The organism is Pseudomonas sp. L5B5 (assembly GCF_020520285.1).
In the GTDB taxonomy this organism is placed as follows: Bacteria; Pseudomonadota; Gammaproteobacteria; order Pseudomonadales; family Pseudomonadaceae; genus Aquipseudomonas.
In genome coordinates, this window is the sequence record NZ_CP084742.1 from 4,032,080 (window position 1) to 4,053,271 (window position 21,192).

Here is a 21,192-nt window from a genome sequence, read left to right on the forward strand (position 1 = left end):
ACGGTCAGACGCTCTAATGAAAAACCGCGATCAATTGATCGCGGCGTCGGTTTTCATACGGATGATGTTGGCTTCGCTGGAGGACCCATCGCGCCAGAACGACAACTCTGCATATTTTTCAAACAGGTCCGGCGGCAAAATGGTACGCCTGGGCTCCAGTGCCACCTTGCGCTTGACCTTGTGCAACCCGGAGACGCCCAGGGCCTGGTCGAACTCGGGAGCGTCATACACCAGGTTGTCGAAATCGTGGTCGAACCACGGCTCACCGATAAAGTCGTAGACCAGGCGCATCACTCGCTCGGGCGACTGGGTCAGCAGGTCGTAGTCGACGATCAGCATGGAGCCGGCCTGTTCGCCGTAATAGGCCTCCTTGAGCGCCGACCATGCGAATCCCACCAGGCGGTTGCGCTGGGCCAGGGTCTCGCAACGGCTGTAGACCGTGTTGCGCTCGATGGCATCGTTGAACAGCTTGGTGTTCTCGAAGGGATTGGCGCGATACAGCCGCTCGATGCTGTCCATCACCCAGGCGACATTGCGCACACAGGCGATGACCTTGGCCTGGGGATACAGGTCGTGCAGGGCGGGCATGCGCGACGACCAGAGCCGGTTGGTATCGAAGACCACCGACTTGTCGGCCTTGTCGGCATAGAACGAATCGAACAGGCCGCGCAGCAGGCGCCGACGCAGGGGGGTGTCGATCACCGAGCCGAATTCGCTGCCGGCGCTGCATTGTTCCAGGACACCGGCGAACAGGGCGCCCACCGGGCTGCTCATGCCCGCATGAAAGCGCGGGTTCTGCAGGAGAATAGCGGCCAGCAGGGTCGACCCCGAGCGCGGCAATCCGGAAATGAAGTGAAAACTGCGCAATCCTTTCACCTGCTGAGTCAGTCCATTTGTAGGACAAAGCCTAGCGTAAGGAATTATTTCCGCCTAGTAGTGTTTTGATATCACCGCTCGCCGGATCTGCCTGGAAAATGCCCATGAAAACCGGGGTTTGCAGGCGCGACGCTCTAGTTCGGGCCTCCGCCAGTCAGCGGCTGCGACAGACGGGATGACAGGTGTCATACAAAACCGCCTGGGTATCGCCGCCGGCATGCCGCGCAACCTCCCGCCAGGCGCCCGGAATCGAGGGAAATTCGTCCGGGGCTTCCCGGCTCATCACCAGCCAGGCCCGTCCATTGCCCTCGGGCAGCAGTTCCAGGCTGTCGAGGTAGACGCCGGCCTGCTGGTCGATCAGCGTGCCGAAACCGTATTCGTTGGGCCGAGTGGAAGTGCCATCGGCAGACGGCGGGGTGAACAGCAGCATCTGGACACCTACCCGGTCGTAGTAGCCATAGGTGAGGTACCAGAACATGTCGCCCAGCACCACGCGGTCGCCGGCCACGGCATGCTGGTTGACGTAGTCGACCATCGCGCTGAACTGGTCGTTGGGGTCCACGGTGTAGTTGTTCTTCAGGCCCAGGCCGAAGACCACCAGTACCACGCCCAGCAGTCCCGCCGCCAAGACCCGGGAACGCCGGGCCAGGCGGTCGATGGTCAAGGCGAACAGGATCGCCAGCCCCAGGGCATAGGCGGTCAGGTAGCGCTCGATGAAAATCGGCGAGACCAGCGAGATTGCAAACACCACCGACAGCGGCAGGACACTGTAGATCACCATCATCAAGTCGAACCGGTAGCGGCTGCGGTCGCTCCACGCCGTGGACAGGCACACCGCCAGGACCAGCAGCGGCACACTGACGAACAGCCACCAGGGCATGTTCTCGCCGTCGTCCTGCGCCAGCAGCTGCCACAGCATCGATGGCAGGGAGCCCGCCGTGATGGCCGGCTCCCAGTCCACATCGCCGCCGACCTTCAGCGCTTCCCAGTGCCGGACCAGATCCAGCAGCCCCGGCAACCAGGGCAGGTACAGCACGACAATCGCGACATTGGCCAGCCACCAGCCCGGCCGGGTGATGCAGTGGCAGGGGTGCTCGGCTTGCAGGCGGAGCACCAGCAAGTACAGCCAATGGGCCAGCACACAGAGCGCAGTGAAGTAATGGGTGTAGAAACCCGCGGCCATCAGCACCACGTAGATCGCCAGATAACGTGCGCGCCGGGGCGCCCTGACCCAGTGGACCAATGCCAGGGTCGCGCCCATCAGCCATACGCACATCAGCGAGTACATGCGTATTTCCTGGCTGTAGCGCACCGCGGTGGGCAGCAGCGCCAGCAGCAGGCAGGCAAGCAGCGCCGCGCGGCGGGTGCTGGTCAGGTACACCAGCCAGGTGCCGAGGAACACCGTGAGCACGCCCGGCACGGCGCTCATCAGGCGGATCGACAGGATCGAATCGCCGAACAACGCGGTCCAGTAGTGCAGCAGCACGAAATACAACGGCGGATGGACGTCACGGGCGGCGTGGAACCAGATACCCGACGGCGCGTACTGGGCCAGCAGCAGGCTGGAACCTTCGTCGCCCCAGATCGAGGCGGCCGTGAGCTGGTACAGGCGCGCGCCCACCGCAAGGATCAGGATGGGTATCAGCCAGGGTTCGCGGAGCAACAGGACAAGGGGCCGCGAATGCGCCAACGGAGGGCCAAGCAGGGCCTTCGCCATCTCATCCTTACTCGGAACGCCCATCACTATCCTCTTGTAATAAACCAGCGCTGGCCAAAGGGTTGGCCCCGGCGATTGTAGGCCAGAACCCCATTGCCCTGGCCCATTGCTCCACTGGCGAGCGGGCCATGGGCAAACCCGGGCAAGACTTCGGGCAACGTCTACGCTGTCACGATGCCACCAACTCGGCCCCGCCAAGCGGCCAACAGAGCGTGTACGGTCAGGCGCCGAGAGGGAACCGGCATTACCCAAAACACCTGAAGGATGAGGATATATGGAAGTTTATATCGGCACGATCATGACATTTGGCTTCCCGTTCGCCCCACGGGACTGGATGCTCTGCAGCGGACAGCTCCTGCCCGTCAATCAGTACTCGGCACTGTTCGCCCTCGTGGGTGTCACCTACGGAGGCAACGGCCAGACAACCTTCGGGTTGCCCGACCTGCGCAGCCGCATGCCCATTTCCCAGGGTCAGGGGCCGGGCCTGAGCAATCGCGTGATGGGCGAATACAACGGCACCGAGAACACCTCGGTGCTGATCAACAACATGCCTACCCACACCCATGCCATCACTTCGACGCTGGCGGTCTCGACCACCGTCAAGTTCGCCGATGCCTCGACCAGCAACGTCCTCGCTCCCACGGCCGCCGCCTCGTTCATCGGCGGGTCGACCGCAGGCCCGACGGGCGCCAACATCTTCGCCACCGGCCTGGGCTCGAACCCCATCACCCAGCAGGGCGTCACTACCGCCATGAGCGGTGGCGTGACCGCCGCCAACACCGGTACCGGGCTTCCGCTGGCGATCATGAACCCGTATCTGGTGATCAACTTCAGCATTGCGATCCAGGGCATCTTCCCATCGCGCAACTGATCCTGCCGCGGCCCAGGGAAGGGCCCTTATCCCACCGTCTCTGGAGTAGAACCATGCTGCAACACGTCACTGGCGATCATTTTCGGGCATTGCTGGGTGCGCAATGCGCACTGCATCTGGAGGACGGCAGCCTGCTGCCGGTCGTGATCGAGTCCATTCAGGACAAAGCCCTGGCACGCCTGTCGGAGACGTCGCGCCTGCCGTTCAGCGTCGCGGTGAATGCCCTGGTACCGAGCGACTTCATCGATGGGCCGTGCACCATCGACCTGCCCGAGCTCGGACGCCTGGAGGGGGTGTTCGTGTCGCGGGTCCCGCCGCTGGGGCGGGATGCGAACCTGGCGTACTACTGCATCAGCTTCAACTGATCAGTTCATCCTGGCCTGCCCGGGATACCAGACCAGCCGTTCGGCGGCGACATCCTGTTCCTGCACCTGGAAACCCAGTGCCAGGTAATGCTGGCGCGCATGGGGATTGCTGGCCCAGACCACCGTCGCCACCGGACAGCGAATCTGCTCGGCGGCCCGCTGGACGCCTTGCAGCACCGCTCGGCCGAAACCCTTGCCTCGCGCGGCGGGAATGAACGCCAGGTACAGCACGCGGATCTCGTTATGACCGAAATCCGCGATCAGGGCGCCAACCGGGGTGTCGAGCTTTTCGACGACATAGCGCATGGCATTGGGGAATTCACTGCCCCGGCCCTGCTCCTGGACCTGGAACTGCTGGGCGATCACTTCCTCGACGAACGCCTGCTCGCCGTCGATCCATTGCAGATCCGCGCGCGCCGAGCGGTAAAGCCCCTGCAGGAAGGGCTCGTCGCTATCCCTGGACGGGCGCACCACCAGCCCGAGGTCGACATCTGCCTGTTTGTTCAACATCGGTTGCTCTCCCTAGAAACCACTTTCACGTATCCCCAGCGCAGCGAAGCGCCGCCAGGCCGCGCCGAGCAATGATTCACTGCGCCCTTGCAGCACCGCCACGCCACGAAGCGGCTGGCTCGGGGTGGCGGTGTCTTCCAGCAGCTTCAACCGGGCGCCGTACTGTGCCTGGACCGGCTCGGCCCGCCGGTTCTCATCCCGGCGCACGGCGATCGGCCCATGGTGATCGGAGGTGAGGGCTTCCTGATCCAGGAAGGCCACGCCGTTGGTGTCCACATCCAGCAGCTGCACCGGCAATGCCGGGCGCATCGGGTCGTCGGCAACGAAGCGCCCGGTGGCTCCCGGCGCCACGCGCCAGAGAGCGTCTTCGGCAAGATAGCCGCGCAGGCGGCTGCCGTCCTCGACGATCCGCGCCAGCGGTTCGCGGGTCGAGACCCAGCGGCCCGGTGCCAGCTGCGGCATCAGGTCCCGCACCTGCCCTGCCTGGGGCGCCCGCAGCAACAGGCGTTCGCGGCGGGCCGCCAGCCCGCGATACTCCGCCACGGACTCGGCCAGGCGCTGCTCCAGCACCCCGACATCCGCCGCCGTCTCGCTGCGCCCGGCCTGGCGCCGCATCTGCAATTGCAGGATGTCGATTTCCTTGCGCACGATGGCCTGGCGCGAATCGATGTCCGGCGACTCCAGTTCCACCAGTACCGCACCCTGCTCCACTCGCTGGCCGTCGTGCACATTCACCTGCCTGACCCGCGCCGCAGCCGGCGCATGCAGCGCCGTGACCCGGCCGGCTTCGAGCATCACCGGCAGTTCGACACTGCTGCGCCAGGGCACGACGACCAACAGGAGCAGCGCCAGCAGGCCCAGCCCGGTGAGCAGCACTCGCGGCGTATGTGCCTGCTCACGACGCGACCACCACTCGCGCCCTTCCTTGACGATCGGCAGAAAGATGAACCAGCCCAACTCCACCAGCATCAGGAAAATCCCCAGCAACTTGAAGAACAGGTGATACACCGCCAGCGCGATCCCGAAGAACAATGCCGCGCGCCACAACCAGGACAGGTACCCCCACCACAGCAGGCGGCGCTGCATCGGCGGCGACCAGGGCTCGGGGGCCGGTTCATCGTAGCCAAACAGCAGCTCGCGCAATCGCCAGCGGCACAGGGCGAAGGACCGGCTCTGGAGGTTGTCGACCTCCCACAGGTCGCTGAGTAGAAAATAGCCGTCAAAGCGCATGAACGGGTTCAAGTTGACCACCAGGGTCGTCAGCCAGGTCGCGCTGGCGAGCATGAACGCCGCCGTACGTGCCGGTCCGTCCGGCAGCAGTGACCAGGCCAGCAGGGCGATCGCTGCCAGCAGCAGCTCGGCCATCACCCCGCCCGCGCCGATCAGTAGCCGTGAGCGCCGGTCATTGACCCGCCAGGCGTCGCTTACATCGGTATAGAACAGCGGCAGCAGGACCATGAAGGCCACGCCCATGCTCTGTACCCGACAGCCGGCACGCTTGGCCATGAAGGCATGGCCGAACTCGTGGCACAGCTTGGCGAAGAACAGCGCCATGCCGAACGCCATGGCCCCGCCCAGGCTGAACAGATGCGGAAAGGTGGCGAGAAAGCGCTGCCAGTCCCGCGCGACCAGGAACACGCCCAGCCCCAGGACCAGCGGCAGGCCATAACGCAGGAGCACCGGGCCGAAACGCTGCAGCCACGGCCAGGCGCGATTGAGGAAGGCATCCGGGCGCCACAGCGGAATGCGGAAGAACAGGTACTGGTGCAGCAGGGCGGTCCACAGCCCGCGCTGCGACGCGGCGGCCTTGTACCCATAGCTGGCACGCTGCTCGGGGTCGAGGGCGGCAATCAAGTCATGGGCCCGCAGGAAGGCCAGCAATTCATCCATCTCGCCACTGCCCAAGGGCACGCCGGGCTCGCGATTGGCCGCCCGCAGCACTTGTTCGGGGTCTCCCAGAGACCAGTGGCGCAACAACCGGATGGCCTGGGCACCGAGCTTGAAATAGCGCCCGCGCACCGGATCGGCCAGCGTCCAGCGCGGTGAGCCGTCCAGGGCAGGCGCGGCGCTGGTCAGTTGCAGGTCCGCCCGCAGGCTGGGCAGGTTCATCTACAGGCCCACGCTCTGGCGCAAGCCTGCCAGCGGTCGGCGCAGCAGGTACAGGGCCAGGGGAGCGCGCTGGCCGAACACCTTCGCGGTTCCCCGCAGGCCGATGCGCGGCGGCGGTGCGTCGAGGAAATTCGCGTCCAGTCGATAAGCCAGCTGCCCGCCCGCTGTCGGCTGCGCCTCATAGGCGGCTCGCTCCAGTCGCGCCGGGTGGCGTTGCAGGGGGTCGCTGTCGAGGAACAGCGCGACCTCGGCTCCCGGCTCCAGGGCAATGGCGTCGCCCACCGCCAGCTCGATCCGCAACTCGGCCTGGGCCGGGTCGGCGATCTCCAGCAGGCGTTCACCGGTCTGCACGGGCTTGCCGGTCCAGCGCTCGGCATCGGGGAACACCGCGATGCCGTCGCGCTCGGCGCGGACCTCGCTGCGCTTGAGCAACTCCCGGGCGTAATCGCGCTCAGCACGCTTCTGCTCGACGCGGGCCGCCAGCAGGTCGATTTTCGAACTCGACTCGGCATCGGCAAAGGCCCGTTGCGCATTGGCCTTCAATTCGGCCTCGGCCACCCCCAGTGCCCGTTCGGCCACATCGGCCTGGGCCTTGAGGGTGGTGCTTTCAAAGCGCAGCAACAGATCGCCGGTATGGACCGGCTGGTTGGGCTTGACCAGGAATTCTGCGATCACCCCATCCAGCGGCGCGGCTACCACGCGCCCGGCCAGCGGCACCACTTCGGCCGGAGCCAGGACCGATTGGCGAACTGGGATGAACAGCGCCAGCAGCGCCACTGCCACCAGCGCGAGCTGGCGCTTGCCGGTCAAGCGCAGGCGCCACGGCTGGCGCGGCTGCAGCGCCAGCCAGGCATGGCTGTAGGTATCGCCGAGCTGCGACAGCAGGACCTGCTCCGACGAACTCCACGGGGTGTCACGAGCAAACCACAAGCCACCGAAGACCTCGCCCTTGCGATCGAGCAGCGGCAACCAGAACACCTGCAGTGCCGACAGGCTCTGCCAGTCCTCGCGCACCGACGCGCTGAGCCCCTCCATCGGCACCACTGTCGCCGCCCTGGCCCGCTCCTGCTTGAACAACTGCGCGACGGCATGCTCGACGAACGCCACGAACGGCGCATTCGGCTCGATCATGCTCACCCCCGTGACCGCACGCACCTTACCGGCAATGACCAGGGCCGCGTGCCGGTAACCGAACAGTGCCTGCCCGTCATTGACCAGGCTGAAAGCCAGTTGCTCGACCGTGCGGGCCGCGCGGGTCAGGCGTTCCAGATCAAGGAATTGAGCGAAGACCCTCTCCACCCCGCTCGCGGCCGGTGCGTTCACGGCGAGGCCTCGAAATGCGCCGTGCCGCTCATGCCGGCCAGCAGGCCATCGGCCTTGGGCAGGCTTGCCACCAGCAGCAGGGTCTGGCTGCCTTCGTCGATGCGCGCGCCCAGGCGCTTGACCGTGGCCTGCAATGGCCGCCCGGTTTCATCGGGAGTGAAGCTGAAGGTCTGGCCGGCCTTGAGCTTGCCCATCCAGCGCGAAGGCACCAGCAGGTGAATCTCCAGGGTGCGGTTATCGACGATCTCCAAGAGCGGCGCACCAGCGGAAACACTTTCGTAGCGCTGCACCTTGCGCTGCACCACCTGGCCGTCATAGGGCGCGATCACGCTGCAACGCTTGATCTGCACCTGGTAGACCTGGGACTGGGACTGGGTTTCGCTGAGGCGGGCCTCGGCCCGGGCCACTTCGAAGCGACCCACCGAATTGAGGGCCGCCAATTGCTTGTTGTGGGCCAGCTCTTCGCTGGCGCCGCGGCTGGCCGCCTGGGCGGCATTCAACTGGGCTTGATAGGCGGAGCAGTCGAAACGGGCCAGGACATCACCCTTGCTGAAGGACTCGCCCTCGCTGAAGGGCAGCTCGACAATCCGCCCCGACAGTTCGCTGGCCAGCATCGCCTGGTCACGGGCACGCAACACGCCTCGAGCCTGGCTGGCGGACGAGGCCGCTTCTGCCGCAGGACTGCCGAGCAGCGGATCATCCGGCGGCGCTGGCGTCTGTGCATGTGCCAGGCATGCCATGCCGATCAATCCCAAGCCAAGACCCACACCACGAAAACGCCGCATAGCCGCTACTCCCTGTCGGATGGGCGGAGTCTACGACAGCCGCCAAAGGCGTCAAGCAGATGGCCACCATCTTTTCACCAACGGTGTGCGGGTGATCCACCGCCTGTCCGGCGCAACCGCTCAAGCCTGCGTCCTGTGCCACAAAACCACGAAATCCCAAGCCTGCGACGTAGGTTCCGCCCAGCTCCTTCTGTATGATTTCCGACACTTTCGGGGCCCACCCTCATGGCCTCCTGAATTAAGGACAATTCATGCGTATCGCTCTGCTCTCGTCGTTGACCCTGGCCCTGGCCACCCTCTGTGCCGGCCAGGCCCAGGCCAGTTCCGACGACATCTGCTCGCCGTCCTGGCAGCTCTATTCCTACCGGCTCAATGGCTGCAGCAACCTGCCCTTCCTCAGTCCCGGCAACGACAGTCGGGTCAACCTGCGCCTGCTGATGGCCGACCAGGGCAGCCTGGCACTGACGCCCCGAGCGCTGAGCAAAGACGACCTGGACCTGGGGTTCGGCCCCGTACCGTTCCCGACCTATCGCTTGCAACCAGCCGCCCCTGCGGACGAGCCCGGGCCATCTCCTGTCACCACCGAACTCAACCGTCGCTTGCAGGCCCTGGGCATATCCCGCGAGAACCAGAAAACCGCCGGGGACAACTTCATCCAGGGCGAGGGCAGCCGCTGCCGCAGCAACTCCGACGCCAGCGCCCTGGCCTTCGTCGCCCAACTGGATAACCCGCAGCTGGGCCCCGCAGAGCGCCAGGCCCTGGCCCAGGCCCGGGTAACGCTGCTCAATGCCTGCTCCTGGGAAGCCAATCCGCTGACCGACCTCTTGCCGGACAACCTGTCCGCCCCGGCTCGCGACCTGGCCAGCTACCTGCAGGCCAGCGTGCGGTTCTACAACGGCTACTTCGATGCGGCCGCCAGGGATTTCGCCAGCCTCAAGGACAACGCCCTGCCCTGGCTGGCCGAGACGGCCACCTACATGCTGGCCCGCACCGCCCTCAACCAGGCCCAGAAAGACGCCATGGACGATTGGGGCACGGTCAACCTGGAACATGTGGACAAGACGGCGCTGCAACAGGCCGGGGAAGGCTTCGATGCCTATCTGAAAACTTATCCACAGGGACTGTACGCCGAGTCCGCCAAGGGGCTGATCCGTCGTGTGCACTGGCTGGCCGGTGATACCCGGGCCCTGGCCGAAGATTACGGCCGGCAACTGACCCAGGCGCCGACCAACCCAGGCGACAAGCGCCAGGATGACCTGGTGGCAGAGATCGACTACAAATTGCTGGACAACCCCAATACGGAAATCCAGGTTCCGCTGCTGCTGGCCATCAGGGACCTGATGGGCATGCGTCGCGATCCATCGGCCAGCCTGACCCGCGCGACCCTGGCGCAACAAAAAGCCTTGTTCGCCGAACAACCGGCCCTGTACGACTACCTGCAAGCGGCGTTCACCTTGTTTGTCGACCAGCAACCCGCGGCAGCCCTCAAGCAGTTGCCGACGCAGCTTCCGGCACGCCTGGATTACCTGGCCTTCAGTCAGCAGACCCTGCGCGGCATGGCCATGCAGGCCCAGCAGGACTGGAAAGGTGCCGCGGCCCTGTGGCTGCAACTGCTGCCCCTGGCCCAGCAACCGTTGCAACGTGAACAACTGGAACTGGCCCTGGCCTATACCTATGAGCGCAGCGGCCAGCTGGCCAAGGTGTTCGCCGTCGACTCACCGATCAAGTCCGCTCAGGTGCGCGCCATCCTCCTGCGCCATGTCGCCTCGCCCGAGCTGCTGCGCCAGCAGGCACGACAGGCCGAATCGCTCAGCGAGCGCAACACCGCCTACTTCGTCCTGCTGTACAAGGACCTGACCCGCGGCCAATACGCGGCCTTCGGCGAAGACTTGAAGGGCCTCAAGCAAGGCCAGTACGCAAGCCTGGGCAAGGACCTGAAGCCGCTGCCGAGCAGCTTGTCCAATGACAACATCGGCTCCTACCTGGGCTACGTCTTCGCCCAGGGCCCCTCCTTGCAGGTGTTCGATTGGGATGGCAAGGGCGAGGCCGGCGAGAGTGCCAACTACCGCTGCCCAGGCATTGCCGAGACCGCGGCGATCTTGCAGGAGAACCCCAAGGCCCCGGCCGGGCTGTTGTGCCTGGCGGAGTTCATCCGGCTGAACAACTTCGACGAGATGCCCCTGGACACCCCACCTGAAGCCCAGCTGCTGGGCGGCACCCCGGACCACTTCCAGGGCGGCACCTACTCGCGGCTCGACAGCTACAAGAGGGTGATCGACAACCCCAAGGCCAGCCGTGATGAACGTGCCTTCGCCCTGTACCGGGGAATCTACTGCTACGCCTCCTCGGGCAACAACCGGTGCGGCGGCAAGGGCGTCGAGCCGGATGTGCGCAAGGCCTGGTTCCGCCAGTTGAAGACCAAGCTGGGAGATACCCAGTGGGCCCAGTCGCTGCGCTACTACTGGTGAGGAACAGGTTGCTGGGCTGCTGCCTGCTGTCGCTCTGGCTGTGCTGGGCGGGCCCGGCGGCCGCGACGGTTGACGCGGCCGATCACGACGCCTTCTGGTTGTGGAGCGGGGTCAGGACCCAGCCGGTGCTGGCCCGGGCCACTACGCTGTACATCCTCCAGGGCCAGGTCAGCCGCTCGCGACGCCACCCGGCCCGCGGCGTCGAGCTGATCGCCCAGGGCCTGCCGGTATCGCGCTTGCGCCAGGAGCAGGTCTGGGTGGTCTATCGCGCCCATACCCTGGCCTGGCCGGAAACCGTCTACGACCAGTTGCTTGGCCAGGTGCAGCGCTGGCATGCCAGCGGCACCCAGGTAGTGGGCATCCAGATCGACTTCGACAGCGGCACCCGCGACCTGGAGCGTTATGGGCAGTTCCTGCGGGACCTGCGCCAGCGCCTGCCGGCGCAGTACCGCCTGAGCATCACCGGCCTGATGGACTGGGGCAGTAATGGCGACCCGCAAGCCATCGGCCAGCTCAAGGGCGTGGTGGACGAAGTCGTGGTGCAGACCTACCAGGGGCGCCACAGCATCCCCAACTACGCCTCCTATCTGCCGCGCCTGGACCGCATGGGCCTGCCCTACAAGGTTGGCCTGATCCAGGGCGGCGCCTGGCAGGAACCCCAGGCGCTGCGCGACAGCCCCTGGTTCAAAGGCTACGTGGTGTTCCTGCAGAACCCCTGAAGCGCGAGGATGGCGTGGCGGGCTCGCCATCCGACAGCTTGCTGTTCGACTCGTCCCCTTACCAGTCGTAGGTCAGGCTCGAGACCATGGTCCGCCCCTCGCCGTAGTAGCAATCCCAGATGCTGGTGCAGTTGGCCACGTAGGTCTTGTCGGTGACGTTCTTCACGTTCAGCGCCAGCTTCACGCCCTTCCATTGCAGCGGCGACTTCTCCAGGTCGTAGGACAGGCTGGCATCGAACACGGTGTAGGACGGGATCTGGAAGGCGCCCTCGTAATCGGTGCCATAGCTGCCCTTGACGTAGCGAGTCCCCACCCCTGCTCCGAGGCCCGCCAGGGGCGTGTCGCCAAGAATGGTGTAGTTGAGCCACAGCGAGGCGGTCAGCGGTGGCATGCCCGCCGGATGCCGCCCTTCGCGTCCTTCATTGTCCTTGGTGTACTTGATGTCGTTGCGCGACGCCGAGGCGGTCACATCCAGCGACTCGCTGAGGCTGGCCTTGGCTTCGAACTCGATGCCCCGGGAGCGAATCGAGCCGGTCTGGACATTGAACCCGGGGTTGGCCAGGTCGACGCTGAGCATGTTCTCCTGGTCCAGTTGGTAGGCCGAGACCTGCACGAAGCTGTCCTGGCCTGGCGGCTGGTACTTGATGCCCACCTCGTACTGCTTGCCGGTGGAGGGTTCGAACACACTGTTACGCACGTCGGTGCCGCTCAACGGCAGGAAGGATTCCGAGTAGCTGACAAAGGGCGCCACGCCATTGTCGAACAGGTACACCAACCCGGCACGGCCGGTGAAGGCCTGGTCCCTGGCGTTGGTGTGGCCGCCATTGAGCGGCGTCCTGTTGTCGGTTTCGGCCCAGTCCTTGCGACCGCCCAGCACCAGCACCCATTTCTCGTACTTGATCTGGTCCTGCAGGTACAGGCCGGTCTGGATGATGGTGTTGTCCCACTGGTGTGGCCGGCCGAAGCTCAGCGACTGCCCGTAGGTAGGGCTGAACATATCGAGGATCGGCGGGTTGAAGTCGTACTTGCCGTCGAACTTGGAGTTGGAGTGGTAGTAATCCAGGCCCATCACCAGGGTATGGCTGAAGGGACCGGTGTCGAACTCGGCCTGGGCGATGCTATCCACGCCATAGACCTTGTTGTGCTGCTTCCAGTCCACGCCGTAGCGGGTCATGTAGCGCTGGTCGTCGAGGCCAGTCTTGGGGTTGGTGACGAACTTGTAGCCATGCAGCGGGGCACGGTAACGGTCATCCACATCGGCATAGCGGGCGTTCTGCTTGAGGGTCCAGACCTCGTTCAGGCGATGGGAGAACTCATAGCCCAGCACGTACTGCCGACGGTCATAGGCGTTGACTCCGGGTTCGCCAAGGAACAGGTCGCGGTCGATCTTGCCATTGGGGTTGCTAAACACCGTGCCCACGCTCGGCAGGCCCTGGGCCTCGGGTACGTCATTGTCCTTCTGGAACTGGGCGAACACCGTCAGCTGGGTGTCGTCGTCAGGCCGCCAGGTCAGGCTCGGGGCGATGAACTGGCGCTGCTGCTTGACGTAGTCGATTTCCGCCTGGCTGTCGTTGGCCAGACCGGTCAGGCGGTAGAGGAACTGCCCCTGTTCATCCAGCGGGCCACCCAAGTCCAGGGCGATGCTCTTGTGGTCGTAGCTGCCGGCCTCCAGCACCAACTGATGCACAGGCGTGGCGGTGGGGCGCTTGCTGACCATGTTGACGATACCGCCCGGCTGGTTCTGCCCATACAGCACCGAAGCCGGTCCCTTGAGCACCTCGATGCGCTCCAGGGAGTACGGCTCGATCTGCAGCGCACCGCCGGTGCTGCCGCCGCCATAGGGCAGGTGCAGGCCGTCCAGGTACATGGGAATAGGGGCGAAGCCACGGGAAGTGGGCTCGTCGAAGATCTTCACTCGATCGGCGAAACCGCCCCCAGTCATGCCAGGCGTGTAGAGCAGCGCTTCGGTCACGCTGTGGGCGCCGCGGGCCTTGATTTCCTTGGCGCCGACCACGTTGATGGTCTGCGGGATCTCCACCAGCGCCGAATCGGTCTTGCTGCCGGTGGCGCTGCGCTTGGCCACCAGCCCCGGCACCGCGCCCCAGGCATCCTCATCGATTTGGGTAGCCCCCACGCGGGTCGGGGACAGCTGCACTCCCCCCTCCTGGGGCACAGGTTGCAGGCTCCAGCTGGAACCGGCCCGGACCGCCTGCAAGCCACTGCCGGCCAGCAGCGCCTGCAGGCCCTGGGCGACCTCGTAGTGGCCCTGCAAACCGCTGCTGTACTTGCCGGCCGTCAGGCTTGCATCCACCGACAGGAGGATGCCTGCGGTGCTGGCGAACTGGTTCAGGACTTGATCGAGGCTGCCGGCAGCGATCTGATAATCGCGTGCCTGGCTCTGGCTGCCACTGTCGGCCTGGGCCACGCCCGGCAAGACCGGGGCCATGGCCAGCAGGGCGACCAATGCGCGGCGTCGGGCAGCTGGGCCCAGGGTCAAAATGGATGCGGTGGTCTGGTAAGGCATTCCTGAACTCCCCATGAGAATGCGTCTTGATCGGATTCATGGGGTATCCCGGACGACTCGCGAAAATCGACAACCACCAGCGCAATTTTTTTCTTCAGCCGCGCGGCTTGAGGGTCACCCAGTAGCGGGTCACCTTGTGCACCTTCACCGGCAACGAACGTTCCAGGGCCGCGAGCACTGCCTCAGTGTCGGCCAGGGGAAAGACGCCCGTGAGCAACAAATCGGCCACTTGCTCATCGCAACGCAGCACTCCCGGTCGATAACGCGCCAGCTCGGCCACGAACTGCCCCAGCGGTTGGCGCTCGGCCACCAGGCGGCCCTGGCTCCAGCTGCTGGCATTGGGCTGGGCCACCTGCCTGGCCGAGACTCGGTCGGCGCTGAACCACAAGCGCTCGCCGGCATTGAGTTGCAGCGCGGGGGCGTGCCTGGGGCTGACGCGCAGCGCGCCTTCGTACAGGTCGACCCGGGTGCCACCATCCAACTCGCGCACGGCAAACCGCGTGCCCAGGGCCTGGATGTCCCCGGCGGCGGTTTCGACGATCAGCGGCCTCGGATCGTGGCCGCTGGTCAGCAGGATTTCGCCCTGGATCAGGCGGATACGTCTTTCGCTCGCACTGAACAGAACATCGACGGCACTGGCGCTGTTGAGCTCCAGGAGACTGTCATCGCTCAAGGTCAGATGGCGGACTTCACCCGTCGCGGTGCGCTGCCCGGCGAACGCCGCACGCCAGGGCTGGCTGCCCTGCACCAGGTAACCGCTGCCGCCAGCCACCAGCAACAGGCCAAGCACCTTGAGCGCCGCACGACGCTGGTGGTCCACGGGCTGGGCCCGCAGCAGATGGGCGCTATGCTCCGGGACGCTGCCCAGGGTCTGCTGCAACTGCTGCAGGCGCTGCCAGGCGCGCCGGTGCTCGGGGTCGGCCTGCTGCCAGGCCGCGAAGGCCTGGCGCTGCGACGGATCGAGCTCGCCATTCCAATGCAGCATCAGCCATTCACTGGCCTGCTCGACCACTCCAGGGTCGATCGGTGCCTGATCCTTCATTCTTCGTAGAGCACCTGATAACAGGCCTGGATCGCGCGGATCATGTACTTCTGCACCGAGCTGACGGACACCTCCAGGCGCTCGGCGATCTGTATGTAACCCAGCCCTTCGAACTGCGACATGACAAAGGCCTGGCGGACCTTGTCCGGCATCCGATCGAGCATGGCGTCGATCTGCATCAGGGTTTCAAGAATCAGCGCACGGCTTTCCAGCGAAGGGGTCTGCGGCTCCGGCAGGTGGGCAATGCTTTCCAGGTAGGCCCGTTCGATGCGCATGCGCCGCCACTGGTCGATCACCAGGTTGCGCGCGATCTGCGCCAGGTAGCTGCGGCTTTCCTGGTGCCCGGGAAGACGCCCCGAAAGCAGCAGGCGCAGGAAAGTGTCCTGCGCCACATCCGCCGCATGCTCACGATCGCCCAGGCGCTTGCGCAACCAACCTTGCAACCAGCCGTGATGATCCTGATACAGGCGATGGACCTGTGCTTTGCCGTCAGTCGTTGCTTCCATGAATGGAACCGCACACATGATTGAGAGCAATTATCATTACACTTTTTTCTACGGCCAGGCAAAACGCGTTTTCACGGGCCCGTGCCAGACGCCTGGAGCGGATACACCGACTCCCAGCCGCCCCCCAGGGCCTTGTACAAGCCGACCATGGCCAGGGACACGCCGGCAGAGCTTTCCACCAGTTGCTCCTGGGTGGCCAGCAAGGCCCCCTGCACGGTCAGGACGTTGACGAAATCCACCACCCCTTCGACGTACTGCTGTTGCGCCGTGCGCAAGGCGATCTGGTTCTGCCGCACTGCTTCGGCGAGGCTGTCGCGACGCAATTGGCTGGCGTTGTAGCGGGTCAGTTGGTCATCGATCTCATGCCAGGCCCGCAGCACGGTCTGCTGGTAGGACACTGCCGCTTCCTGCTGCTGGGCTTCACGCAGCTTGAGCACGCCGCGCAGGCGCCCACCGTCGAACAGCGGCAGGCTGAACTGCGGGCCGATGCCGTACTGCCGGGAGTTCCAGGAGCCGAAATCCGCCAGTTGCAAGGCCTGGGAACCCACGTTGCCGGACAGGGTGATACGTGGATAGAAATCCCCCTTGGCCACGCCGATGCTGGCCGTGGCGGCATGCAGGCGCGCCTCGGCCTGGCGGATATCCGGGCGGCGCTCGGCCAGTTGCGACGGCAAGCCGATGGCCAGCCGGACGGGCGCCTGTGGCACCGGAGCATCGCTGGCCAGCTCCTGCTGCAAGGCCTGGGGCGGCTCGCCCAGGAGCAGGCTCAGGGCGTTGATCAGATGGGCCTGGCGCTGTTGCAACTCAGGCAGCCGCGCCTCGATGGTGGCGACCTGGGCGGCGGCCTCGGCCACGTCGAGGTCGGTGGCCACGCCATCGGCCAGGCGCAGTTGCGAGAGTTTCAGGCTATGGCGGGCGACCTCCAGGTTCTGCTCGGTCACGGCCCGGGTGCTCTGCACGCCGCGCAACTGGATGTAGTCCTGGGCGGTTTCCGCCAGCACCGACAGCAACACGCCGCGCCGGTCGTTCTCCGCCACTTCCAGGTTGGCATCGGCGGCCTCGGTCTCGCGTCGCACGCGGCCCCAGAAGTCCAGTTCCCAGGAGGCCGAGAACCCGGCTTCCCAGAGGTTGAAGTCGGACTTGCCCTGGTGCCCGGAAGGGTCGTTCAGGCCTTCGGCGCTGTTGCGCTTGCGCCCGTAGCCGCCATTGGCCGAGGTGCCGGGGTAACGCTCGGCGGTGATCACCTGGCGTGCCGCCCGGCTCTGTTGCAAGCGGCTGGTGGCCAGTTGCAGGTCGAGGTTGTCGGTCAGGACGCGACGGCTCAGGGCCGACAGGTGCGGATCGTTGAATACGTCCCACCAGCGCTCTTGCAGGGCGCTGTCCACCGCCTGGCTGGCGGCGGCCTGGGCCGGGGCTGGCCAGGTCTGCAGCTGGGTGGCCTGGGGCCGCTGGAAATCCGGGCCGACGCTGCACGCAGCCAGCGACACAAGACCCAGCGCCAGCAGAGTGCGGGGCCAGTGGCGAGGGAGCTTGCTCCCGTTCCAGTGCGTAGCACTCGCAAGGCAACCTTGGCGGGCGGCCTGGGCTACCGCGCCGAGCGGTTCCGGGGTAGCTGTGCTACCCAGCGGGAGCAAGCGTCCTTGCCACGGGAAGCGTCTGTGGCTGCTGCGTTCGTGGCTCATCGCTGGGTCACCTCTCGGACGCTGGTGGCGGAGCTGCGGATATCGACGCTGGCCTCCACCGACATGCCGACCCGCAGGCGCTCGGCCATGGGCTGGTTGGGGTCCAGCAGGATCTTCACCGGAATGCGCTGCACCACCTTGGTGAAGTTGCCCGTGGCGTTGTCCGGCTTCACCGCAGCGAAGGTCACGCCGGTGGCCGGTGCCAGGCTTTCGACCCGGCCCTGCAGGGTCTCGCCGCCCAGGCTGTCGACCCGCACCTGGACCACTTGCCCGGCATGCATGGCGGTGAGCTGGGTTTCCTGGAAGTTGGCCACGACATAAGCCTGCTGCAACGGCACCACGGCAAGGATCTTGCTGCCGGGGGTGACGTAGGCGCCGACCCGCACCGCGCGCTCGCCGACCATGCCGTCGACCGGCGCGACGATACGGGTATAGGACAGCTCGTAGCTGGCCATTTCCAGGGCCGCCTGGGCCCGCTTCAAGCCCCCTTCGGCGGCATCGCGCTGGGCGGTGAGAATCTCCACCTGCTTGCGCTCCGCTGCCAGGGCCGCGGTGGCAGTGGCCAACCGGGCAGTGGCCTGGTCGATGCGGGTACGCGCTTGCTGGGCGTTCTGCACCGTGCCGGCGCCAACCCCGGCCAGGTGGTTGTAGCGATTGAGTTCATGCTGGGCAAAATCCATCTCGGCCCGGGCGGCCACCACGGCCGCCTGGGCCTGGGCGATCACCGAGCTCTGCCGGTCCAGGGTCGCCCGGGCGTTCTGCAGCTGTGCCTGGGCCACCAGGGTCTCGGCATCCGCGGCCTGGGCTGCGGCGCGCAGGTCGCGGTCGTCGATCAGGGCCAGCAATTGCCCGGCCTTGACCTGCTGGTTGTCCTCCACCAGCACCTCCTTGATGAACCCTGCCACGCGGGGGGCGACCAGGGTGTAGTCGGCGGCGATAAAGGCATCGTTGGTGCTCTGTTCGCTGGAGCGACCGAACAGCCCCGGCGCCACCAGGTAGGCCAGCACACCAAGGGCCGCTACCGCCGCGACGGCGACGGCGATCTTGTCTTTGCTTGCAATAGTCATGGGAATTCTTCCGTATCAATCAGCGTTCAAACAGGCGCCCGCGGTGGATAGATCCGCGTCGGCAGCCAGAAAATCAGCAGGATCAGCGCAGCGGCCACCCCTGCCATGCAGAAATAGAGATCGGCGCTGGTCAGGACCACCGCCTGCTGATGCAGGCGCAGGGCCAGGCCGGGGACCCGGTCGTCCACCAGGGGCGAGTTGCCCAGGCTGTCCACCAGCATGGTGGAGTGCAGGTGCAGGCGATGCGTGGTCAGCACATCCAGGACCCCGGTGGCGATCACCGCCGACAGGCCTTTCACCGTGTTGAACCAGGAGGAGGCGAAAGGCCCCTCCACCGGGGTGATGCTGCCGGTGGCGAGCATCAGCAATGGCATTACCGCCATGGGCTGGCCGAAGATCTGCAGCAGTTGCAGCACATAGAAATCGTCGCGGATCCATGCCGAGGTCAGGTGCGTGCCCCCCAGGCAGGACAGGGCCAGCATCGCCAGGCCGATTCCCAGCACCCAGCGGCAGTCGACCCAGCGCAGGTTGCACAGGGCCGCCACCAACGGCAGGGCAATCAGTTGCGGCAAGGCCATGACCAGCATCACCGGCGCCGTCTGCAAAGGGCGGTAGCCCTGGACCTGGGCCAGGAAGGAAGACGGGATGATGATCACCGCCGTGAGCACCACCAGCACCCCGGCCAGGGTCAGCAGGGAGAACGACAGGTTGCGGATGCCCAGCATCTGCAGCTTGAAGAAAGGGATCGGCTGCGACCATTCGTTGATCATGAACAGCACCAGCAGGAGCAGGCCGCCGCCGAGCAGCAGGGTAATCAGCGATGACTCGAACCAGTCCAGGCGATTGCCCTGAAGGATGCCGATCACCAGCATGCAGATCGCCGGGAACCCCAGCAGCAGGCCGCGCCAGTTGAATTGCTTGAAGCGCTCCAGGCGCAGCGGGTCCTGGGGCAGGCCATAGGCGACCGCCGCCATGGCCAGCAGGCAAGGCCCCACCACTTGCCAGAATGCCCAGCGCCACCCCACGTACTCGGTCCACAGCGCTGCCAGGGGCGTGCCCAGGCTCGGGCCGAAGGTCGCGGTCAGGGCATAGCCGGACAGGCCGTAGAGCTTGATGTTGGCGGGCAGGAAGCGCAGGGCCACGGTCATCAGCATCGGCGGCAACGCGCCGCCGGCCAGACCTTGCAGGGTCCGCATGAGCAACAGGCTTTCATAGTTGGGAGCGAAGGGACACAGGATCCCCAGCAGGGTGAACAGCGCGATGGCACAGAGCGTGAAGCGCCGCAGGGAAAAGGTCACCGAACACCAGGGCGCGAACGCCATGGCAGCCACCGAGGTGGCGGTATAGCAGGCGACCAGCCAGGTGCCTTCGTCGTAGCCGATGAACAGCGCGCCGCGGATATCCGCCAGGGCGATCTTGGTCACCATCTCGTTGAGACCGGAAACCAGCACCGCCAGCAGCACGCCCACCAGGCCGATGACGATCCGCGGCCCGAAGGTTTGCGCAGGGGGGGCTGCCGGCTTGCTGGCGGCTTCGACCGAAGCAGGCGCAGCGACAGCGAGGGAACTCATGGGTACTGCTCCAGTGAGGAAATACCGGGGCAGTTTATGAACAGGCAGTACTGACGAAAACTGACTTATCGGAACTTAATAAATGCACCAGACGCAATGATTGGCCCTGCCGCTGGCGCCTATTGGAGGGACGCCTGAACGTCCTTCCAGGTTTCCTGGCAACAGGCACGCACGGTCTCGCGAAACCACTTGTGCGCCTGGTCCTTGTCGTAGCGCGGGTGCCAGGACTGGGTCAGGATCAGGGTCGGCAGGGAGATCGGCAGCACGAAGGAGCGCAAGTGCAAGCCCAAGCGCCGGACGCTGAACTGGGACTCCTTGGGTACCGGCAGGATCAGGTCCGAGTCCGGCAGCATGAACATGGCTGCGTGAAAACCCGGGGCGATCATCGGCACCCGACGCTTGAGGCCCTGCTCCGCCAGCGCCGCATCGATCGGGCCACGGGCGATGCCGCGCCGCGACATGCTGATGTGGGGATAGGCGGCAAACCGCTCGGCCGTGATCTCTGCGGCCAGCAGCGGGTGACCCTCGCGCACCAGGCCGACAAAGTTGGTGGTGAACAGGTTCTGCACCTTCACCTCCGGCGACAGGGGCCGGGTATTGCTGATGCGCAGGTCAACCCGACCCTCGCGCAGGGCCTCGTCGTCACCATCGCCCTCCGGGACGAAGCGCAGTTCGCACAACGGTGCCTGGCGCTCGAGGATGTCGATCAGGCGGCCACCGTAGACCCCCACGAAAAAGTCATTGGCCCGCACGTTGAAGCGCCGCTGCAGCGAGGATAGGTCGATGGTGTCGGCCGAACGGAACACCATCGCCGCCTGCTCCACCACTTCATGCACTTGGGCCCGCAGCTCCAGGGCCTTGGGCGTGGGCACCAGGCCACGTCCGGCACGCACGAGCACCGGATCACCCAGGGCCTCGCGAATTCGCGTCAGGGTACGACTCATGGCCGCGGGGCTGAGGTTCATGCGGCGTGCGGCACCCACCACGCTACCCTCGTCCAGCAGGGCGTCGAGGGCCACCAGAAGGTTCATGTCCGGGAGTTGCATGCTGGGCACTC

Annotated in this window: 17 protein-coding genes; 4 read left to right on the forward strand and 13 right to left on the reverse strand. The window is 65.7% G+C overall.

The window, feature by feature from the left end:
• Positions 1–30: 30 nt before the first annotated feature.
• Together LGQ10_RS18360 and LGQ10_RS18365 are read right to left on the reverse strand one after the other, a co-directional pair.
• Entirely contained in the window at positions 31–876 is an 846-nt protein-coding gene (locus LGQ10_RS18360) for a sulfotransferase family protein (protein ID WP_058435720.1), read from the reverse strand.
• A 154-nt stretch (positions 877–1,030) separates the two neighbouring features.
• Positions 1,031–2,617, reverse strand: coding sequence for a glycosyltransferase family 39 protein (locus tag LGQ10_RS18365; RefSeq protein WP_226522812.1), 1,587 nt, complete (start codon positions 2,615–2,617; stop codon positions 1,031–1,033).
• Positions 2,618–2,867: 250 nt separating this feature from the next.
• On the opposite strand from LGQ10_RS18365, the gene LGQ10_RS18370 reads away from it, so the two are divergent.
• Both LGQ10_RS18370 and LGQ10_RS18375 read left to right on the forward strand, forming a co-directional pair.
• Entirely contained in the window at positions 2,868–3,464 is a 597-nt protein-coding gene (locus LGQ10_RS18370; protein ID WP_226522813.1) for a phage tail protein, read from the forward strand.
• Between the two features lie 53 nt (positions 3,465–3,517).
• Positions 3,518–3,829 (forward strand): DUF6916 family protein, encoded by a 312-nt coding sequence (locus LGQ10_RS18375; protein ID WP_058437308.1) that lies wholly within the window; start codon positions 3,518–3,520, stop codon positions 3,827–3,829.
• On the opposite strand, the gene LGQ10_RS18380 is transcribed toward LGQ10_RS18375, so the two are convergent.
• Genes LGQ10_RS18380 through LGQ10_RS18395 form a run of 4 tightly spaced genes read right to left on the reverse strand, consistent with a single transcriptional unit; the run spans position 3,830 to position 8,556 of the window.
• Positions 3,830–4,339 carry a GNAT family N-acetyltransferase gene (locus LGQ10_RS18380; protein ID WP_226522814.1) on the reverse strand — a complete coding sequence of 170 codons (510 nt, stop codon included), beginning with the start codon at positions 4,337–4,339 and terminating at the stop codon, positions 3,830–3,832.
• A 12-nt stretch (positions 4,340–4,351) separates the two neighbouring features.
• Positions 4,352–6,448 carry a biotin/lipoyl-binding protein gene (locus LGQ10_RS18385; RefSeq protein ID WP_226522815.1) on the reverse strand — a complete coding sequence of 699 codons (2,097 nt, stop codon included), beginning with the start codon at positions 6,446–6,448 and terminating at the stop codon, positions 4,352–4,354.
• On the reverse strand, positions 6,449–7,771 hold the full coding sequence (locus LGQ10_RS18390; protein ID WP_226522816.1) for an efflux RND transporter periplasmic adaptor subunit: 1,323 nt from the start codon (positions 7,769–7,771) through the stop codon (positions 6,449–6,451).
• A complete protein-coding gene (locus tag LGQ10_RS18395) occupies positions 7,768–8,556 on the reverse strand; it encodes an efflux RND transporter periplasmic adaptor subunit (RefSeq protein ID WP_226522817.1) in 789 nt (262 codons plus the stop codon). The genes LGQ10_RS18390 and LGQ10_RS18395 overlap by 4 nt, the downstream gene beginning before the upstream one ends.
• 251 nt (positions 8,557–8,807) lie before the next feature.
• Here LGQ10_RS18395 and LGQ10_RS18400 point away from each other — a divergent pair, with 251 nt between their 5' ends.
• Together LGQ10_RS18400 and LGQ10_RS18405 are read left to right on the forward strand one after the other, a co-directional pair.
• Positions 8,808–11,024: an outer membrane assembly lipoprotein YfiO gene (locus LGQ10_RS18400; protein ID WP_226522818.1), complete on the forward strand. Its 2,217-nt coding sequence runs from the start codon at positions 8,808–8,810 to the stop codon at positions 11,022–11,024.
• Between the two features lie 8 nt (positions 11,025–11,032).
• A complete protein-coding gene (locus tag LGQ10_RS18405; protein ID WP_226522819.1) occupies positions 11,033–11,743 on the forward strand; it encodes a DUF3142 domain-containing protein in 711 nt (236 codons plus the stop codon).
• Between the two features lie 58 nt (positions 11,744–11,801).
• On the opposite strand, the gene LGQ10_RS18410 is transcribed toward LGQ10_RS18405, so the two are convergent.
• The 7 genes from LGQ10_RS18410 to LGQ10_RS18440 all read right to left on the reverse strand — a co-directional run bounded on the left by LGQ10_RS18410 (position 11,802) and on the right by LGQ10_RS18440 (position 21,181).
• A complete protein-coding gene (locus LGQ10_RS18410) occupies positions 11,802–14,267 on the reverse strand; it encodes a TonB-dependent siderophore receptor (protein WP_226522820.1) in 2,466 nt (821 codons plus the stop codon).
• Between the two features lie 94 nt (positions 14,268–14,361).
• Entirely contained in the window at positions 14,362–15,309 is a 948-nt protein-coding gene (locus tag LGQ10_RS18415) for a FecR domain-containing protein (protein WP_226522821.1), read from the reverse strand.
• On the reverse strand, positions 15,306–15,815 hold the full coding sequence (locus tag LGQ10_RS18420; RefSeq protein WP_058436270.1) for a sigma-70 family RNA polymerase sigma factor: 510 nt from the start codon (positions 15,813–15,815) through the stop codon (positions 15,306–15,308). The genes LGQ10_RS18415 and LGQ10_RS18420 overlap by 4 nt, the downstream gene beginning before the upstream one ends.
• Positions 15,816–15,886: 71 nt before the next feature.
• Positions 15,887–17,497 carry an efflux transporter outer membrane subunit gene (locus LGQ10_RS18425; RefSeq protein WP_226522822.1) on the reverse strand — a complete coding sequence of 537 codons (1,611 nt, stop codon included), beginning with the start codon at positions 17,495–17,497 and terminating at the stop codon, positions 15,887–15,889.
• A complete protein-coding gene (locus tag LGQ10_RS18430; protein ID WP_226522823.1) occupies positions 17,494–18,564 on the reverse strand; it encodes an HlyD family secretion protein in 1,071 nt (356 codons plus the stop codon). The genes LGQ10_RS18425 and LGQ10_RS18430 overlap by 4 nt, the downstream gene beginning before the upstream one ends.
• Before the next feature lie 26 nt (positions 18,565–18,590).
• The gene (locus LGQ10_RS18435) at positions 18,591–20,135 is read right to left on the reverse strand and encodes an MFS transporter (RefSeq protein WP_226522824.1); all 1,545 of its coding nucleotides are present in this window, start codon (positions 20,133–20,135) and stop codon (positions 18,591–18,593) included.
• Between the two features lie 119 nt (positions 20,136–20,254).
• Entirely contained in the window at positions 20,255–21,181 is a 927-nt protein-coding gene (locus LGQ10_RS18440) for a LysR family transcriptional regulator (RefSeq protein ID WP_226522825.1), read from the reverse strand.
• Positions 21,182–21,192: the final 11 nt, after the last annotated feature.

Bases quoted from the DNA above. Each gene is read 5' to 3' on its own strand.
- LGQ10_RS18365 (WP_226522812.1), bottom strand. From the start codon at position 2,617: ATGGGCGTTCCGAGTAAGGATGAGATGGCGAAGGCCCTGCTTGGCCCT.
- LGQ10_RS18370 (WP_226522813.1), top strand. From the start codon at position 2,868: ATGGAAGTTTATATCGGCACGATCATGACATTTGGCTTCCCGTTCGCC.
- LGQ10_RS18375 (WP_058437308.1), top strand. From the start codon at position 3,518: ATGCTGCAACACGTCACTGGCGATCATTTTCGGGCATTGCTGGGTGCG.
- LGQ10_RS18380 (WP_226522814.1), bottom strand. From the start codon at position 4,339: ATGTTGAACAAACAGGCAGATGTCGACCTCGGGCTGGTGGTGCGCCCG.
- LGQ10_RS18385 (WP_226522815.1), bottom strand. From the start codon at position 6,448: ATGAACCTGCCCAGCCTGCGGGCGGACCTGCAACTGACCAGCGCCGCG.
- LGQ10_RS18395 (WP_226522817.1), bottom strand. From the start codon at position 8,556: ATGCGGCGTTTTCGTGGTGTGGGTCTTGGCTTGGGATTGATCGGCATG.
- LGQ10_RS18400 (WP_226522818.1), top strand. From the start codon at position 8,808: ATGCGTATCGCTCTGCTCTCGTCGTTGACCCTGGCCCTGGCCACCCTC.
- LGQ10_RS18410 (WP_226522820.1), bottom strand. From the start codon at position 14,267: ATGCCTTACCAGACCACCGCATCCATTTTGACCCTGGGCCCAGCTGCC.
- LGQ10_RS18415 (WP_226522821.1), bottom strand. From the start codon at position 15,309: ATGAAGGATCAGGCACCGATCGACCCTGGAGTGGTCGAGCAGGCCAGT.
- LGQ10_RS18420 (WP_058436270.1), bottom strand. From the start codon at position 15,815: ATGGAAGCAACGACTGACGGCAAAGCACAGGTCCATCGCCTGTATCAG.
- LGQ10_RS18425 (WP_226522822.1), bottom strand. From the start codon at position 17,497: ATGAGCCACGAACGCAGCAGCCACAGACGCTTCCCGTGGCAAGGACGC.
- LGQ10_RS18430 (WP_226522823.1), bottom strand. From the start codon at position 18,564: ATGACTATTGCAAGCAAAGACAAGATCGCCGTCGCCGTCGCGGCGGTA.
- LGQ10_RS18435 (WP_226522824.1), bottom strand. From the start codon at position 20,135: ATGAGTTCCCTCGCTGTCGCTGCGCCTGCTTCGGTCGAAGCCGCCAGC.
- LGQ10_RS18440 (WP_226522825.1), bottom strand. From the start codon at position 21,181: ATGCAACTCCCGGACATGAACCTTCTGGTGGCCCTCGACGCCCTGCTG.